The 16,717-nt window shown below is 41.6% G+C and carries 14 protein-coding genes; 9 read left to right on the forward strand and 5 right to left on the reverse strand.

Going from position 1 to position 16,717, the window contains the following annotated elements; translation table 11 throughout:
* The first annotated feature begins 174 nt into the window (after positions 1 to 174).
* The gene (locus DYI81_RS08340) at positions 175 to 954 is read left to right on the forward strand and encodes a hypothetical protein (RefSeq protein WP_117007271.1); all 780 of its coding nucleotides are present in this window, start codon (positions 175 to 177) and stop codon (positions 952 to 954) included.
* Positions 955 to 1,080: 126 nt separating this feature from the next.
* Positions 1,081 to 2,520 carry a sensor domain-containing diguanylate cyclase gene (locus tag DYI81_RS08345; RefSeq protein WP_117007272.1) on the forward strand — a complete coding sequence of 480 codons (1,440 nt, stop codon included), beginning with the start codon at positions 1,081 to 1,083 and terminating at the stop codon, positions 2,518 to 2,520.
* Positions 2,521 to 2,609: 89 nt separating this feature from the next.
* On the opposite strand, the gene DYI81_RS08350 is transcribed toward DYI81_RS08345, so the two are convergent.
* Positions 2,610 to 2,789 carry a hypothetical protein gene (locus DYI81_RS08350; protein WP_106984666.1) on the reverse strand — a complete coding sequence of 60 codons (180 nt, stop codon included), beginning with the start codon at positions 2,787 to 2,789 and terminating at the stop codon, positions 2,610 to 2,612.
* Between the two features lie 359 nt (positions 2,790 to 3,148).
* On the opposite strand from DYI81_RS08350, the gene DYI81_RS08355 reads away from it, so the two are divergent.
* From DYI81_RS08355 to DYI81_RS08365, 4 genes are all read left to right on the forward strand, one after another.
* Positions 3,149 to 4,291: an OmpW family outer membrane protein gene (locus DYI81_RS08355; protein WP_117007273.1), complete on the forward strand. Its 1,143-nt coding sequence runs from the start codon at positions 3,149 to 3,151 to the stop codon at positions 4,289 to 4,291.
* 181 nt (positions 4,292 to 4,472) lie between these two features.
* Positions 4,473 to 5,687: an MFS transporter gene (locus DYI81_RS08360; protein ID WP_117007310.1), complete on the forward strand. Its 1,215-nt coding sequence runs from the start codon at positions 4,473 to 4,475 to the stop codon at positions 5,685 to 5,687.
* The gene (locus tag DYI81_RS18235; protein ID WP_276310164.1) at positions 5,680 to 5,814 is read left to right on the forward strand and encodes a hypothetical protein; all 135 of its coding nucleotides are present in this window, start codon (positions 5,680 to 5,682) and stop codon (positions 5,812 to 5,814) included. The genes DYI81_RS08360 and DYI81_RS18235 overlap by 8 nt, the downstream gene beginning before the upstream one ends.
* Before the next feature lie 218 nt (positions 5,815 to 6,032).
* Complete coding sequence (locus DYI81_RS08365) at positions 6,033 to 6,998, forward strand: TauD/TfdA family dioxygenase (protein ID WP_117007274.1); 966 nt, start codon at positions 6,033 to 6,035, stop codon at positions 6,996 to 6,998.
* A gap of 142 nt (positions 6,999 to 7,140) precedes the next feature.
* Here the strand turns inward: DYI81_RS08365 and DYI81_RS08370 are convergent, their stop codons facing one another.
* The gene (locus tag DYI81_RS08370) at positions 7,141 to 8,082 is read right to left on the reverse strand and encodes an alpha/beta hydrolase (protein ID WP_117007311.1); all 942 of its coding nucleotides are present in this window, start codon (positions 8,080 to 8,082) and stop codon (positions 7,141 to 7,143) included.
* Positions 8,083 to 8,385: 303 nt separating this feature from the next.
* Positions 8,386 to 9,801 carry a Si-specific NAD(P)(+) transhydrogenase gene (gene sthA, locus DYI81_RS08375; RefSeq protein ID WP_117007275.1) on the reverse strand — a complete coding sequence of 472 codons (1,416 nt, stop codon included), beginning with the start codon at positions 9,799 to 9,801 and terminating at the stop codon, positions 8,386 to 8,388.
* Between the two features lie 219 nt (positions 9,802 to 10,020).
* Between sthA and lipA the strand changes: the two genes are divergently transcribed.
* From lipA to DYI81_RS08390, 3 genes are all read left to right on the forward strand, one after another.
* Positions 10,021 to 11,034 (forward strand): lipoyl synthase, encoded by a 1,014-nt coding sequence (lipA, locus tag DYI81_RS08380; protein ID WP_106984662.1) that lies wholly within the window; start codon positions 10,021 to 10,023, stop codon positions 11,032 to 11,034.
* A 318-nt stretch (positions 11,035 to 11,352) separates the two neighbouring features.
* Positions 11,353 to 13,860 carry an acyl-CoA dehydrogenase gene (locus DYI81_RS08385; protein ID WP_117007276.1) on the forward strand — a complete coding sequence of 836 codons (2,508 nt, stop codon included), beginning with the start codon at positions 11,353 to 11,355 and terminating at the stop codon, positions 13,858 to 13,860.
* A gap of 143 nt (positions 13,861 to 14,003) precedes the next feature.
* Positions 14,004 to 14,390, forward strand: coding sequence for a carboxymuconolactone decarboxylase family protein (locus DYI81_RS08390; RefSeq protein WP_117007277.1), 387 nt, complete (start codon positions 14,004 to 14,006; stop codon positions 14,388 to 14,390).
* A 68-nt stretch (positions 14,391 to 14,458) separates the two neighbouring features.
* On the opposite strand, the gene DYI81_RS08395 is transcribed toward DYI81_RS08390, so the two are convergent.
* On the reverse strand, positions 14,459 to 15,331 hold the full coding sequence (locus DYI81_RS08395) for an NAD(P)-dependent oxidoreductase (RefSeq protein ID WP_228198789.1): 873 nt from the start codon (positions 15,329 to 15,331) through the stop codon (positions 14,459 to 14,461).
* A 9-nt stretch (positions 15,332 to 15,340) separates the two neighbouring features.
* Positions 15,341 to 16,702, reverse strand: coding sequence for a pyrimidine utilization transport protein G (rutG, locus tag DYI81_RS08400; protein ID WP_117007279.1), 1,362 nt, complete (start codon positions 16,700 to 16,702; stop codon positions 15,341 to 15,343).
* Between the last annotated feature and the right edge of the window lie 15 nt (positions 16,703 to 16,717).

Genomic DNA, 16,717 nt, shown 5'->3' on the forward strand with positions numbered 1-16,717 from the left:
CTTTGATATGTGGCGCATGCATGCCTATTTTATTTAGCGGATCAAATGACACCCCATTTTCAGCAAATTTATAGACCTAAATGCCTATAAATCAGAAAAATAATCTGTTCATGACTTGACCAAGTCATCAAGCAATTGCACCATGAGATGAAACCACAGCATAAGTGAATACGAATGACTTACCATTACCATGACGAAAGTATTGTGAAATCTTTACCAGAAGATACCATCTTCGTATTCGGCAGCAATTTAGCAGGTCAACATGCTGGTGGTGCCGCACGAACAGCTCAACAGCATTTTGGCGCACTGAAGGGTGTGGGCCGTGGTTGGTCTGGACAAAGCTTTGCTATTCCAACCATGAATGAGCATCTGCAACAAATGCCACTCTCGCAAATTCAACACTATGTAGATGACTTTAAGATCTACACTAAAAATCACCCAAAACAAAAATACTTTTTAACCTCTATCGGCTGCGGTGTTGCGGGTTATACGGTTGAAGAAATCGCACCGATGTTTAAAGGTATTTCACATAATGTGATTTTCCCTATGTCTTTTCGTGCTTTTGTTGAGCGCCCTCTCCCTAAACTCAGCAAAAAACTCTTGCATACGATCTTCCGTGATTCCGTGATTTTCGCTCCTGTAAGTGACGAACTAATTGATGTCTTAGCACTGACAGACAATGAAAAAAGTTTGGCCAGAATTTTGCTCAATACGCAAATGTACCCAACCGACAGTAATGGCCGTGATCGTGTATTTGAAATCGCAGATATTTTGCATAACTTAAACGGCAAAATTTTCGAATTTCAAAGTAATTCCGAAGGCCCAATGATTTTTGGTGGCGTCATTTTGTCGTTACTGGAACTATATAATATTAACGAAAAGGATTTTGCCGACATTTGGCTGGGAGAGCGTGAAATCATGCCGCCCAAGCCCGCCCATAAAGCAAAAAAATAGATCAAAAAAAGCCAATCTCACCGATTGGCTTTTTCGTAATTTTCAGTTATTTTTGTGACTTGAAGCACACTTTAAAATAATACATTTCAAGCCAAAGCCTGAAGTTCATCTGCTCCCGAGTTCATCATGATTCATCAAGACAATGCTATTTTTAATATGTCACCCATTCCACTTTGGTTGGAAGACTTTAGCGCAGTCAAAAAACAGCTACAGCAGTGGCGTGAAGATGGTATTGAAAACTTGGCCGAACATTTGTCACAAAACTTAGATTTGGTTCGAGAAAGTGTTAAAAAAATTAAAATATTACACGTCAATTCACAAACATTAGCCCTTTACGAAGCTACTGATTTTGGTCATTTATGTGCGCATTTGGATCAGATTTTTCAACAAGAAATGTTACACACACATATTGATGAACTGGTACAACTGTGGGAAGGCAAAACGCACTATATCAATACCGCAGTCAATTACACGATTCATGGCACGCGTTTAGATATTCAACTCCGTTGCACAATCCTGCCCGATTATGCAGATGATTGGTCACAAGTATTAATTAGCACAGAAAATATTACGCCTTACCAAAATGCACGTCGCTTAGAAGAAAAAAACCGCCAATTGGCAGAAGCTCGCTTTATTTACTCTCCAACCTCACTTTGGGTTGAAGACTTTAGCCAAATCAAACAACGCCTAGATCAATTACGACGGATTGGAATTGAAGACTTCACCACATTTTTAGATGTACACCCTGATTTTGTTCAGCAATGCATCAAAGACATTATCATTTTGGATGTGAATCAGGCGACCCTCGATTTGTTTGGTGCACCAGACAAACCCAGTATTTTACAAAATACTCATAAAATTTTTGCCAAAGAAATGATCCAAACATTTCGTGCCCAACTCTTAGATTTATGGGCAGGTAAAATTCACCATCAACATGAAGCCATCAACTATGCCCTAGATGGAAGCATTCGCCATGTGCTCTTACAATTTACCGTTTTTCCGGGCTTTGAAGATTGCTGGAGTACAGTGCAAGTCGCTTTGGTTGATATTACCGCGCGTAAAAAAGCCGAAAATTATTTAGAATATCTGGGCAAACATGATGCCCTAACCAAGCTCTACAACCGCAGTTTTTATATTGATGAGATCAATCGCTTAGAGCGCAGCCAGCAACGCCCTGTCTCATGTATTTTTATCGACTTAAATGGTTTAAAAAATATCAATGATCAATTTGGGCATGATGCAGGTGATGAACAACTACGCCGTATGGGGCATGTATTAAATCAATTAATACTCAATACCCAATATAGTGCTTCAAGAATTGGAGGAGATGAGTTTGTATTGCTACTGCCAAATGCAGATGAAACTTCGTTGCACAGTTGCCTTAACAGCTTGCAAGAACTGATGCATGTCGACAATCAATTCCACTCGAGCCATCCTATCAGTCTTTCGATTGGGCATGCATGCTCTCTGAAAGATGAACGTATTGAAGACACAATGAAACGAGCAGATGCAGTGATGTATCAGAAAAAGAACGCCTACTATGCAATGCTAAATGCTAAATGCTAAATGCTAAATGCTAAATGCTAAATGCTAAAAAAATTAAACGCTATGAAATGATCAATGTAAAAAAACCTGCATAAATGCAGGTTCTTTTATTAACGCTTGCCCATTGAACGACGCGTACCACGAGGAGGCATCCAAGTACGGTCGGCATAGTTTTCTGGCTTTGGACGGACTTGATTATGCGCTGAATCTTGTTGTACTTGGTCATCAACAACCATAGGAAACGGAAGTTTCGCTATAGCTTTTTTCTTGGGAGGATTTTGGGTGCTCATGTGATTTACTCAATCAATACTGCACATATTGTACAAAAAAAATAGCTTTCATGCGCTATCCTTTGCACTTGAAACTCAAAAAAGAAAATCAACCTATCTGAGTTGTTGCGCTTTTCGAGTCCTCAAACGAGGATTATAATGACGCATATTAAGCGTCAGTACATTATAAAATTAAAATGATGCTATTTTTACATTTACATAACTAAACATATAAACCGCAAAAAATACCACATAAATGCGTTGTTTTAACAGGAGAACTACTTAATCATTCGCTTTAAGAAACAATAAATTAATCACGTTATTTGCATAATGCAAACTTAGAAAAATTATTAGCAATATACGGACACGGAGTCCTGACAATGAATAAAACATTATTATGTATCGCCACATCTTGCATGACTTTGCCTATGCTTGCACATGCAGAATCCCCTTACTTTAGCTTCAAAGATGGCAATGGATTTAAGCGTTTTTCTGTTTCAGTCGGTGCATTGCATGTGATGCCACAAGGTAAAGCACAGCCATTTCAGGTCAATACCATTGTTGATGAAGGTACAAAGGCGAAAGTTGGCGACGTATTGGGTAGTTCCGTGGTTGATGCCATTGATACATCGGTCAGTGGCGCCTCAACCAAAAAAACTTTGCTTTCTACACTGCTCAAAAGTGAAGAAGCCATTCTAAACACAGGAATTACTCAACAAGGTTTAGTGTCATTTAAAGGCACTGATGGCAAACAGTACCTCAAAGGTAGCGTAGCAGGCGAAGCTGAAATTGATGGCTTATCTGCTTGGAGTAACCCTGGGACAGGTTTAGAAGCCGATAGCGTAACTACACTCGGCATTATGACCAACTACTTTTTTACCGATAATCTTTCCTTAGAAATGAAAGCTGGGATTCCGCCTAAGGTCGATTTAAATGGTACAGGTAAAATTTATGCACCGCTCAGCGGGGTTGCTACACCAAGTAGTGTAGGTTCAATTTTAGGTGATTTACCACTGAAAAAAGACATTGAAATTACAGATTTAGCTGCACATGGTGCTGCCGCTTCTGCACGTGCATGGACACCTGCTGCTGAGTTGCAATATCACTTTGGTAAAACAGGTGTAAACAAATTTCGCCCTTATGTAGGCGTCGGTGTCATGTATGCTTATTTTAATGAGCTAGAAATGAACCCACAAATTAAGCAAGATTTGGTTAACGCTGGCCACATGATTGCCAATATTAAAGATGGTAAAGCAGGTGCCGCGCTTGATGGCAAACCAAGTAGTGCGAATCCTCAAGTCGATTTAGAAGCCTCTAGTGCTTTTGCACCTGTTGCAACTGTTGGTTTTACTTATGACTTTAATGACAAATGGTTTGCTGTAGGCTCTGTGTCTTATGCACACCTAAAAGGTGATACAACAATTACGGTCAGTGATGCAACCAAAGGCGAACTTATTCGCTCTACAGCAGATATTGAGATTAATCCAATTTTGGCATACGCAGGTGTAGGCATACGCTTCTAAGCTAAATGCCCTTCTGCTCTAATCTAAGTTAGCTCATCAACAAGACAGCACCTGCTGTCTTGTTTGATTTTTATGACAAACTCGCATAACAAAATTTTATCATCAGGTGAAATTTAATTAATCCCTTCACACACTGTATTGGCTTAAAATAACGATATTATTTTCATAATGTACCATGCCAATGACAGATACTCGATTTTCCAAGCCTCTGATTTATATGTTAATTGGTAGTGCATTTATTTTGGCTTTGTCCTTAGGGATTCGCCATGGCTTTGGATTATATTTGGTCCCAATGAGCCATGAATTTGGCTGGGGGCACAATGTTTTTAGCCTTGCGATTGCCATGCAAAACCTCATTTGGGGTGCAGTTCAGCCCATTACAGGTGCATTTGCCGACAAATATGGTAGCAAGGTTGTAGTGGCTATTGGTGGCGTACTGTATGTCATTGGCTTACTCCTTATGGCGATTAGCTCCACTGGGCTTTTGTTAAATCTGAGCGTTGGCTTAATTTTAGGTTTAGCACTCTCAGCAACCTCTTTTCCTGTTTTATTGTCTGCTGTAGGGCGTGCAGCCCCGCCTGAAAAGCGTAGTCTTGCCATGGGGATTGCCAGTGCAGCGGGTTCATTTGGGCAATTTATTATGCTTCCATCAACCCTATTGCTATTGCAGCATATCGGTTGGTCAGCGGCTCTGGTGGTCAGTGCCATTTTGGTTGCACTCATTGTTCCTTTAGCTTGGATGCTTAAAGCACCTATTTATGTCGACCCAAATGCTTCTGCGCAAAGTCCACATCCGAGCTTAAGCTTTAAACAAATTTTAGTCATTGCAAAACAGCACAAGCCTTTTTGGTTTCTCTCTTTGGGTTTCTTTGTCTGTGGTTTCCAAGTGGTGTTTATTGGGATCCATTTACCCGGCTATTTAAGCGATCACGGCTACAATGCCACCACAGGTACAATCTTTCTGGCCTTGGTTGGGCTATTTAATATTGTAGGCACATACGGCGCAGGCTGGTTAGGTGGCAAATATTCTAAGCCTCATTTGCTGATGTTGTTATATGGTTTACGAGGTATCGCAATTATCGGGTTTTTATTGTTACCTTTAAGCACATGGACAATTTATGCCTTTGGTGTCACGATGGGCTTATTGTGGTTATCTACAGTCCCTTTAACCAATGGTATTGTGGCCAATATGTTCGGGGTTAAATATTTAACCATGCTCAGCGGTATTGTATTTTTCACCCATCAAGTTGGCTCATTTTTTGGCGGTTGGCTGGGTGGTCTGAACCATGACATGACAGGCAACTACAATATGGTGTGGGCTTTTTCCATTCTGCTGAGTGTGTTTGGTGTATTGGTGCATTTCTGGGTTACTGAGGACACTGTCGTTCATGAATAATTCAATGTTTTGGCTCAAACTTTCAATTTCAGCAGGTATTGCAGTGCTATTTGCACTTTCTATTATTTTATGGATGCAAACCCCTGCCTTGTTTAATGACTTCCAACAAGCTTTTTGTGCGCATTAATTCAATTTAGCAAAAAAACCTAGCTAAAAGATGTCTAAAACTTGACATTTTTTAGCTGTTTTTAAGGATATTTTTGCAAGAAAGACTAAAAGAAAATAAATCATCAACTTAAGATATTTTTTGTCATTTTTCATAAACTTATCTTATTTTTTAATTTCTCAACCTCCATGATATTTCATAGATTTTGTTTATCCAAATACAACATCTGTGAAATAAAAATGACAGCGTTAACCCAACTTTCTCAAGCAATACACGATGCCCCTCGTTGGCACCAAGCAGATCAATTTCAAAACCCAGCAGACATTCAAATTGTACCCTTAGCAGGTGAAGCACTTGGCGCCGAAGTCTACGGCCTAGATGCAAAAAAAGCACAAGCAGGTGAAACCATTTATCGCCTAAAGCAAGCCTTGGCTGAGCATCTGATTTTAATTTTTAAACAGCAAAGTTTAGATGATCTTCAGTACCTCGCTTTTGCCAGTTACTTTGGTTCAATCTTTCGCCCAAGTGCAGATACACCAGTCTTAGCAACTCAAAAAGAAACAGGCACTCCACCAGATGTCGTCCCTGTGTCCAACGCAGTCGGTCAAGGTGACTATACTGGCCACGGTGAACTAACGCCACATGCTGATCATCAGTGGACACCACTGCCTTCCTTTGGCTCTTTACTTTATGCCATTGAACTGCCACAAGATGGTGGCCAAACCTCTTGGTATAACACCATTAAAGCCTATGATGCCTTAGATGACGCAACTAAACAGCATATTGATCAGCTACAGCTCATTACCTATAACCCTTTTGTCCGTATTGCACAAAACAAAGTACAAGATCCAAGTGCAGGTTATGGCGTATTTCCACGCTATCGTTTTAAAGACCAACCAATTGTTGGCGATGCCTATGCCCACCCACTGGTGAGAGTCCATCCAAAATCAGGCCGTAAAGCACTTTGGCTCAGCACGCATAATGAAGTTGAGCTGGTCAATTATGATGATCAAGCAGGAAGTGAGCTGATTGCACAATTACGTGAGCATCTATTAAAACCTGAGTTTCGTTATGAGCATCAATGGTCAACGGGAGATATTGTATTTTGGGACAATCAAGTCACTTTGCATTCACGCCGTCCATTTCCATCGGAGCAACGCCGTTTGCTTAAACGTATTAGCTTAGCTGGAGGTCGTCCGTTTTAATGCTTTAGCATTCAATCTCATTTGCAATAAAAACAAGCTAAAACAATAAGAAATATTTCAATCCGCGCGCACCATACAGTAAAACAATAACCATCCTGTATGGTGCTTAATTTTTTAATTCTTTATTTTTTAAATCTGCATTTTATTTCGCATTGGCTTTATAAAATGCGTCAATAGCATTTACCATTTGATTTAATCCTGGTTGCTCTAAAGGATAATGCCCTGCATTTTTTAAAATAACTGTTTTTACAGGTACATGCTGTATCCGCTGCAAAAATAGCTCACTCAGGGCAAGTGGCGTCCAACGGTCCTTCTCTGGCTGTGTTAATAAGATTGGCGCGACCTTAAAGTCTTCAGGTGCAATGGCGGGCGTATAATTTAAATAAGAATCTAAAAAAGCCACCGAAACCGTATTACCTGCAGAGCTTTTATCGGCCAAGAACACATCTAATGCTTGCGGGTTATTCACCAAAGCTGACATTTTACTCACCCAACGAATGGGAATTTTTGTATTTTTAAAAGCTGATTTAGACGTCCAACTTGCGGTCGTAGAACCAACACGGCTCATCCATTTATTTATGGAAATTTGATCTCTCACTTCAAGGTTTTGTGGGTCTAAAAACGTCATCCCCGCAATGGCTTTAATATGTTTATTTTTTGCTGCTACATCGTAGGCCAGCTTCCCACCTGCACTTAATCCATAAAGAACAATGGGACGGCTGTCTTGAGCTTGCTCATTTACAATCAGTTCATGACCTACCTGCACCCAATCGTCATATAAAATATTAATACCAGCGCCAACCTGTGTCATACCATAGCCTGGCAAATCAATCGCAATGACCTCATAACCACGCTTAGCAAGCTGTCCACCTAAAACCAAATTAAGTTGGCGCCCATTGGTTCCCACCCCATGAAATAAAATGACTTTGGTTTTAGCTTTAGGATTACGAAACGTATCTAAATGAATATTATGACCTTGCCATGCCCACCATTCCTCTGTGGGTAAATGATTGGGGCTTAATTGAAATTCTTTGGGTAAGAACTGTTCTATCTCTTGCCATGCATGTTGCTGACTATAAGTCATTTGCATTGGGTCTTTGACATTCTTTTTAGCCATGGCTGTATTTGCACAGATCAACTCTAATAACATTAGACACAGCACACCCCATGATGCTAAACGTATTTTATCCGTCATCTATGACCTATCCAATTCTATTTATACCGATTGATCTACCCATACTATTTTTTCCATCGCATTTGTACGATGTAATTTTTATGCACTTTTCGTGTTTTTTTAGTGAAGCTAAGTCTATTTTTCTTGGCTTAAACATCTAAATAAAAGGCATAAAAAAACCCGCCGTAGCGGATTCTTTTAGATAAGCTAGACTTAGAACAAACGGTTCATACCATTTAAGGTTGCCACACGGTAAGCTTCCGCCATCGTTGGGTAGTTAAATGTTGTTTCTACAAAATACTTAATGGTATTGTTCGGACTGTTCATCACAGCCTGACCAATATGGATAATTTCGGCTGCGTTATTACCAAAGCAATGTACGCCCAAAATTTCCAAAGTATCACGGTGGAACAGAATCTTTAATTCGCCCACTGTATCGCCCGTAATTTGCGCACGTGCCAAATGACGGAAAGACGCCTGACCCACTTCGTAAGGAATTTTTTCTTCAGTTAACTGTTGTTCAGTTTTACCAATTGAAGAAATTTCCGGAATAGTATAAATACCTGTCGGGATAGACGTTACAGGTTTTAAGCCTTCTTCGCCGCTCATGTTTCCGCCTGCATTACGACCTTGGTCATAAGCAGCAGAAGCCAGTGATGGCCAGCCAATCACGTCACCTGCAGCATAGATATTTTCAACTTCGGTTTGGTATTGCTCATTCACCGTCAATTGACCACGGCTATTTGGTTTTAAGCCCACGTTTTCTAGACCTAAACCATCAGTATTACCTGAACGACCGTTACACCACAAAATCGCATCAGCTTTAATTTTCTTACCACTTTGTGTATGCATCACAACATGATCATCAAAGGTTTCTAAGAAATCGATTTGCTCGTTATGACGGATTAATACACCTTGTTCACGCAAGTGATAAGACAAGGCATCTGAAATTTCGTCATCCAAATAGCTCAGAAGCTTGTGCTGCGTGTTGATCAAATCAACTTTATGGTCTAGACCAATAAAGATTGATGCATATTCACAGCCAATCACCCCTGCGCCGTAAATAATGATTTTCTTAATTGAGAAATCTAGATCCAAAATTTTGTCTGAATCAAATACACGTGGATGGTTAAAATCTAAAATATCTGGACGGTATGGACGCGAACCTGTTGCAATCACTAATTGTTGGAAAACAAGCGTTTCTGTCATGCCATCAGCACTAAATACCATCACGGTATTTTTGTCTTGTACGTATGCACGACCATGATAGATATCAATTTTATTGCGATCATAAAAACGTGAGTGCGTATCAACTTGAAGTTGAATCACTTTGTGTGCATTACGAAGCACTTGCTTCATAGTGAACTGTTTCCATTCACCCACTTTTTGGAACATTGGATCACGCTGGTAGCGAATAATGCTCGATACGGTTTGACGTAAAGCTTTACTTGGAATCGTACCTACATGTGTACAGTTACCGCCAAGTTGCTCACGCATATCCACAATCGCGACGCGCTTACCAGATTTCGCAAGTTTCATTGCAGCGCCTTCACCCGCAGGGCCCGAGCCGAGAACTACCGCATCGTACTTCACGAAATTCCCACTAACGACCTCTTTTTTACGTGGCATTCAACGCTCCTTAAAAAATCAAAAAATTCAAAAATGCTTCTTTCTGGCCTATATTATGACGCAAATATTGTGCTTTTGCTGTATTTAGCTCACACATATTAGATGATAACAACATTTTTTAAATGAATATCGTTTTTCCCCCATTTAAGCTTAACTCGGCTATAATATTGGGACTTATTTTCGTATCTCTCCCCGTCTGAAACAGTGGAAAAGTTGAATATGTCTGAAAACCGTAAACCTGAACAGGGTGTCAAACTTCGTGGCGCAGAAAAAGTCGCTCGTATACCTGTAAAAGTTATTCCTACGGTTGAAACGCCACGTAAGCCAGACTGGATCCGTGTAAAAATGTCTGCACCAGAAGAAGTGCAGCGCATTAAAACCACATTACGTGCCCAAAAATTACATACCGTATGTGAAGAAGCAGCTTGCCCGAATTTACCTGAATGTTTTGGTGGTGGTACTGCAACATTTATGATCATGGGCGATATTTGTACGCGTCGTTGCCCATTCTGTGACGTGGCCCATGGCCGTCCAAATGCGCTTGATCCTGATGAACCGCGCCACATGGCAGAAACAATTTCAAATTTAGGTTTGAAATATGCCGTAATCACCTCTGTAGACCGTGACGATTTACTCGATGGTGGTGCACAGCACTTTGTAGATTGTATTAAAGAAACACGTGAACTTAGCCCCAAAACACTTTTAGAAATTTTGGTGCCAGATTTCCGTGGCCGTATGGATATTGCGCTTCGCATTATGACTGAGTGCCCGCCAGATGTGTTTAACCACAACATCGAAACGGTGCCTCGTCTATACAAAGCAATGCGTCCAGGTTCTGACTACCAGCACTCTTTAGACTTGCTCAAAATGTTTAAAGAATACTGCCCTGATGTGCCAACAAAATGTGGTTTGATGGTGGGTATTGGCGAAACTGAAGAAGAAGTGATTGCACTTTTAGATGATCTTCGTGCACACGATGTCGACTACGTAACAATTGGTCAATATCTACAGCCGTCTAAAGAACATGCCCCTATTGACCGCTTTGTAACACCTGAAGAATTTGAACGCTACACAGCGCATGGCCAAAAACTTGGCTTCAAAAATATTTGGGCAGCGCCAATGGTTCGTTCAAGCTACTTTGCAGACCGTCAATATTACGGCGAGCCTGTACCAGCTGTACGTCGTAAAACTGATCCTGCTAAAAAAATTGCTGTGCAAACGATTGAAGCTTAATGTTTTAAGTTTCTTTAAAGCACACTAAATATAAAAGCCCTCTGATATAGAGGGCTTTTATATTGCGCATGAATTACTTACTGCAAGGCCAACACAGCCTAATTACCTAAAAATACATTTCTAAAACATAAAAATATTGTGTAACGCTCATTTTTTATTCAGCCTTAAAACATACATTTTTGCTCTGCCAGATTTTGAGCATTAAGTCTTTATAACTGCACGACATAATATATTTAAAACAACAGCACATTGTTTTTTAGTCCTTAAATGTGACCGTGCTGATGCACTATCAGGCGTAAGCCAAAGGAGCACAGTTCTATGCTATTTCTGCTTTGCATTATTTTACTGATTGCAGCCTTATGGGCTATTTTCTTTTTTGAGCTCTCTCGTATTGCTGGCAGTGCCACGCTAATCATACTGTCTTTAATTGTAGCGTGGGTCAGCCCTTGGTCACTTTTGTTGGGTTTAGCGCTAATCCTCATTAGCTTGCTGGTACTTATTGAGCCATTACGTATGCGCTTTATTAGCCAACCAGCTTATAAAACCCTAGCCAATGCCATGCCTAGCATGAGTAGCACAGAACGTGAAGCTTTGGATGCGGGTACCAGTTGGTGGGAAAAAGAATTGTTTATGGGAGCGCCAGATTGGAAAAAATTTGATGCTTATCCCTATCCAGAGCTCAGCGCAGAAGAACAAAGTTTTTTAGACAATGAAGTCGAGCAACTTTGTAAGATGGTCAATGAATGGGACATTCATCATCAATATAAAGATTTGCCCCCTGAAGCATGGCAGTTTATTAAAGATAACGGATTTTTAGGACTGATTATTCCCAAAGAATACGGTGGCCGTGAGTTCAGCTCTTTTGCGCAAAGCCGTATTATGAGCAAAATCGCTTCACGCTCATTAACAACAGCTGTCAGCTGCATGGTGCCAAACTCGCTTGGCCCAGGTGAATTATTGTTGCACTACGGTACAGATGAACAAAAAGATCGCTATTTACCCGGCTTAGCCAAAGGAACAGAAATTCCGTGTTTTGGTCTAACAAGCCCAGAAGCTGGTTCAGATGCAGGTGCAATACCTGATACTGGCGTGGTGTGTTATGGCGAATATGAAGGCCAGCAAGTGCTGGGCTTGAAAATGAATTTTTCCAAACGCTGGATTACCTTAGCCCCAGTAGCCACCGTAATTGGCTTAGCATTTAAGCTATACGACCCAGAGCATTTGCTTGGAGATACAGCAAAAACGGATTATGGCATTACCTGTGCACTTTTACCTGCAAACCATGATGGTGTAAAAACTGGTGCACGCCACAATCCAGGCTCACCGTTTATGAATGGTACGGTTGAAGGAAAAGACGTGTTTATCCTGCTAGACTGGATTATCGGCGGGGTCAAAAATGCAGGCAAAGGCTGGCGTATGCTGATGGAATGCCTCGCAGTAGGTCGTGGTATTTCTCTACCCGCTTTGTCTACGGCGGCTGGTGAAATGAGTTATTTAAATGTTGGGGCATTTGCCAAAGTTCGCCAGCAGTTCAAAATCTCTGTGGGCAAGTTTGAAGGCGTACAAGAAGCATCCAGTGATATTGCCAGCGATGCTTATATGTTGGAAGCTTTCCGCTATATGGTGACGTGTGGCTTAAACCAAGGTGGCAAACCTGCTGTCATGACTGCCATGGCCAAATACTATGCCACTGAAACCATGCGCCGTGTAGTCAATCACGGCATGGATATTGTTGGCGGTCGTGCCGTACAGCATGGTCCACGCAACTTTCTAGCACTAAACTATCAAGCCATTCCTGTCTCAATCACTGTAGAAGGCGCCAATATTCTGAGTCGCTCACTCATGATCTTTGGACAAGGTTCCATGCGTTGTCATCCCTATTTATATGAAGAACTGCAACTACTGCAAGCAGAAGACAGTGCGTCGGCTTTAGCTGAGTTTGACACATTATTGTTTAAGCATTTGGCTTATACCTTTAACCGTACCGCACGCGCCTTTGCTTATGGCTTTACTGGCGGCTCGAGCCAAGCCTCTGAACATGTTGATGAATTTACAGCACCTTATTACAAAATCATTAATCGCTTAAGTACCGACTTTGCACTTACCGCAGACATGTGCCTCGGCTTACTGGCAGGCGATATTAAACGTAAAGAAATGCTCTCTGGACGTTTAGCAGATATGCATTCCTATATGTTTATAGCCACCTCAATTTTAAAATTTTACGAACATGGTTCAAAAACTGAAGATGAACAGCTGCATGCACAATTGGCATTAGATAAAGCGCTGTATCAGGCCCAAGAAGCTTTTTATGGCCTGTTTGAAAATTTCCCAATCCGCCCAGCAGCAATGTTAGTGAAATTCATCTGCTTCCCATTTGGTCGTCCACTCAACAAACCAAGCGACGAGTTAAAAAGAAAGGTGGCCGAAGCATTTATGCAAGACAATGCTTTCCGTCAGCAATTAAAACAGCATGTGCACTATTCTGTAGAAGCACATGATGTGAATGGACGGATGGAGGCTGCATTTTTACAATTGCTTCGCATTGAACCGCTATGGGATAAATTTAAAAAAGCAGAATCTAAAGGTAAATTTAAAGGTCTAAGTTTTGAAGAACACCTTGCAGATGCTGAAGCCACTGGGTTTATCAGCGCAGAAGAAGCGCAGCAGCTGAAAGCCTATAACATTCAGCGTTATGACAGCATGCTGACTGATATTTTTGATACTGAGCTTAAGCATGAGTTGGAACTGGATAACCCGCATGCTCAAGCTGATCACGTAAATAAAAAACAGGCAGAAGATGAACCTGAAGCGTTTTTAAGGTTCTAAATTTCATCTTTTAAGCGTTGTTTAAAGCTCTTAAATTCAGCAACCATACGTTGCTGAATTTTTATGTCTAAGACCATCAGCCAATGGTTTCGCCCAAAGATAGGTATAGGCTATAGATGTAAAATAAAATATAGAGGGTAAAAATGTCTCAGCAAGATTATGAAAATGGCCTAAAAGTACGCACCGAAGTGATGGGTGAAAGCTTTGTCAAACGCGCACAAGACAATACTGTGCCGTTTACTCAACCTTTGCAGGACTGGATTAATGAACATGCTTGGGGCTCAACATGGCAGCGCGAAGGCGTTTTGCCACGTAAATACCGCTCGCTAATTACCATTGCATTTTTAACTGCACAAAAAAGCCCGACTGAACTGAAAGGCCATGTCCGCGGCGCACTCAATAACGGCGCAACAGTAGAGGAAATTCAGGAAGTGCTACTACATAGCCTGCCATACTGCGGTGCACCAGCAACTCAAGAAGCTTTTCGTGTGGCTTTAGAAGTGATTAACGAATACCAAAAAGCGGAATAAAGCGCTGCTAAAAATTATAAAAAACCGCAGCTGACTGCGGTTTTTTATATTTCTGATTTTTAAATTGATTAAGATAATTCAATTTGATTGATTTTCTCTAAGCTCTGCACAGCAGCTGAAAAATCTAAAGACTGCGCTTGTGATTTTTCAATTAAGGCAAACTGCTCTTGCATCATGCGCATGGCTGGCAGCTGAAGCTGTTCCTGCTGAATTAAATCAATAGCGATGCCAATATCTTTTTGCAGTAAATCCAATGCGAAAGTTTTATTGAAGCTACGGTTTAACACACGCTGCGCCATAATATTTTCCGACATGCTGCTTTTGCCGCTGGAATGGTTAATGCAGCTCAGTGCAGAAGCTAAATCGACGCCTTTCGATTTCAATACCGTTAAGCCTTCTGCCAATGCCCATAGATGCGTCGCCATCAGCGTATTGTTGACCGCTTTCACAGCAAAGCCTGCGCCACTGCCCCCAACATGCTCCATTAAACCTGCAAATGCTTGAATAATAGGCTTCGCCTTTTCAAATGCCGCCGCATCACCGCCCACCATCACAGTCAGCGTACCCTTTTCTGCACCAATGGTCTGACCCGAAACTGGTGCATCTAAATAAGCAGATCCTAACTGAGCCAAAACATCACTTAACTTTTGTGCTGACTTAGGCACACCGCTGGTGCAGTCAATCCACACACTGCCCGACTTTGGCGGATGCGATGCAATGAGCTGTTCCACATCTGCACTGGTCGGCAGGCAAGAAATAATAAAATCTGCCTGAACTGCTTGTTCAATACTGACTGCCTGAGTTGAAAAAGTGGTTGCATGTTGCTTCGCTTTTTCTTCTGTGCGGTTCCAGACCAGTACCTCTAAACCTGTTTTAGGCAAATGGGAAGCCATGTGCCAGCCCATTGCGCCTAAACCAATAAATGCCACAGTTTGTTTCAAAGTCATCTCCTAGTGATGCGCTGCTGCTGGCACTGAATCATCTTTAGATTCTGCAGATACAGCAGGTACATCTTTTTCTTCACCGCGGTTCAGCATAAAGTTCAAGAAAATTGCAGCCAATGTCGCTGTACCAATACCGCCTAAATCAAAACTGCCAATATGCAAGCTGAAGTTACCTGCTCCCATAATCAAACTGACTGCAGCGATAATCAAAGTGCTGTTTTTACTAAAATCAACTTTATGATCAATCCAAATTTTTGCACCAGCAATGGTGATTAAGCCGAAGACCACAATGGATGCCCCGCCCAGCAATGCCACAGGAATTGTGCTGATCACGGCGCCAAACTTTGGTGACAATCCAAGCAATACAGCAAATACACCAGCGACGACAAACACTGTAGTTGAATACACTTTAGTAACGGCCATTACACCAATGTTTTCAGCATAGGTCGTCATGCCTGTACCGCCGACAGAAGCCGACATAGTGGTACATACACCATCCGCTAAAAATGCACGACCCATGTATGGGTCAAGGTTCTTGCCAGTCATGGCAGAAACTGCTTTGAAATGGCCTAAATTTTCTGCCACTAAAATCAAAGCAACAGGTGCAATCAGCAGCATGGCATTGGCTTCAAATACTGGCGCATGGAATGTTGGTAAACCGAACCACGCCGCATTTGAAATCGCTGCAAAATCAATAGGCTTGCCAAAACCCATCACATTGGTCAGCAAGAAATACACCGTATAAGCAGCTACAAGGCCTAACAAGAGCAATAAACGGCGCACCATACCGCGGGTAAATACCGCGACCGCGCTGATACATAAAATGGTGACCACCGCCATCCACATATCAAAATTATTTGCAGACACGCTTTTAATCGTTACGGGTGCCAAATTCAAACCAATGATCATCACAATCGCGCCCGTAACAATCGGCGGCATGAGTTTTTCAATCCATGCTGTCCCTGTTTTCATCACCACAAGGCCAATAGCTGCATAAATTAAACCGCAGGCTATCGTGCCCCCCAAGGCCAGCGCAATATTCGGATTAGAACCTACCCCGCTATAACCAGTTGCTGCAGCCACGGCACCAATAAAAGCAAAGCTTGATCCCAAATAGCTTGGCATGCGTCCGCCAGTCATAAGGAAAAATAAAATTGTGCCGATGCCTGTAATAAAAATCGTGAGGTTTGGATCAAAACCCATCAGCAAGGGAGCCAGCACAGTCGCGCCAAACATGGCGAACGCATGCTGCAGGCCCAAGACCATGCTCTTTGAAGGGGGTAAGTATTCGTCAGTTTGTACTGGCGTTGTATCTAGATTGCCTGTGTAAGGCTTAAATTTCGGAAACCACGGTTCTTTTGTATTCATTCGGCTCCCCTCCTT

This window comes from Acinetobacter sp. SWAC5, assembly GCF_003419885.1.
GTDB lineage: Bacteria > Pseudomonadota > Gammaproteobacteria > Pseudomonadales > Moraxellaceae > Acinetobacter > Acinetobacter cumulans.